The sequence below is a fragment of the Arthrobacter antibioticus genome (genome assembly GCF_030063205.1).
Classification (GTDB): domain Bacteria; phylum Actinomycetota; class Actinomycetes; order Actinomycetales; family Micrococcaceae; genus Specibacter.
Genome location: NZ_JASISQ010000017.1, coordinates 1 through 1,393, shown reverse-complemented (window position 1 = coordinate 1,393; position 1,393 = coordinate 1). Strand labels below are relative to the sequence as shown.

The following is a 1,393-nucleotide window of genomic DNA, read 5'->3' as shown; positions in this document are numbered from 1 at the left end:
TTCAATATAAATAAATTGGTATCAATAAAACTTGGCACACTATTGAGTTCTCAAACAACAACCACACCCAGCCAACACACCACAAACAAAACAACTTATTCACGATGATCAGCGCCGAGGCAACTTTCCAACCTTACCCATAAAGCCTCAACAATGCAAATCCCTCAACCAGCAGACCACACCACCAAAACACAGGAAAAGAACCAACAAAACCAGTCCCAAACCCAGGCAAACCATTCCCCCAACAAGCAGGGCAACTCGAAAAACAATACACACAAAAACACCCACACGCAAATCCACGAAGCCTGCCCTCCACAGTCTTTTTCCAAGGGGGGCGTGGGTGAACTCAGGCTGTGCCGTGGCAGCAGCCCAACGCATCCCTACGGTTGTTCAGATCTACGAGATCACCGGAGATACCGAGATAGTTACATGGAGGCTTTATAGCCCTCATATACTGCAAGGCCAAAGAGCGGAGAACCAGTCGAGGCTGGGCGTATACTTTCCAGCGTGTTCTCTTATATGAAATTTCCTGCGCCCTCCGGGTGTCTGGGGGTCGTCGGCGTTGACTTCGCCGGCACTAGATAGCCCTGTTCTCCACCAACGATTGACCTTCCGCGCATTGAGTGCTCCTGCCACACCATTCTGGTGCAGGCAAGCGCACCATTTCCCGGGAACCCATTCATCGGGTTCGGACCCCTTTCCGCACGACTCAATGGTCCGGCAGAACAGATTAGGCAACAACTTCATGCTTCCTTTTACAGAAGAACAAATTCGCACCTCCCTTATAAACGCGTCCCTCAGGGAGCGCAAAAACCTCAACCTGCCGGAGAGCTTCAGCTCCCTTGACTGGAAGAACCTCGATTTTTTGGGCTGGCGAGATCGCAAGTACCCCAGGCTCGGCTACTTAATTGCTTGGGTAGATGGGAATCCGACCGGGCTGATTCTTCGTCATATTGAAGGCCGGCTCAGTAGTCGTGCTCAGTGCGCGTGGTGCGAGGACGTGACTCTACCTAACGACGTTGTCTTCTTTAACGCCAAGAGGGGAGGGTCAGCCGGACGAAATGGCGACACCGTGGCGACACTGATGTGCGCCAAATTTGAGTGCTCCGCCAACGTACGAAGGCCGGCGCCACCGGCGTACGTGGGGTTTGATGTTCAGGCTGCACGCCAAGAACGGATCGTCATGCTCCAATCCAACACCCAGGCTTTCTTACGCAACATGGCTGCTGGTGTTGACTAGCGCATCATTCACCGGCCACTCTGAACCGGGGTTAGCGGCCATAATGTGTGTATGCAAAGTGGCTTTTGACCAGTAATCATATGGGATGCAGGGCCTTGTACATGCTTTGAAAGCATGTATGGTGACAGTTCCCAAGAACCACCCCCGTTGTGG

1 protein-coding gene is annotated in these 1,393 nt (G+C 52.5%); it reads left to right on the top strand.

Features of this window, described 5'->3' with window-relative positions:
* Positions 1–745 precede the first annotated feature (745 nt).
* Positions 746–1,240: an FBP domain-containing protein gene (locus tag QMG40_RS17270; protein ID WP_283532381.1), complete on the top strand. Its 495-nt coding sequence runs from the start codon at positions 746–748 to the stop codon at positions 1,238–1,240.
* The last annotated feature ends 153 nt before the right edge of the window (positions 1,241–1,393 follow it).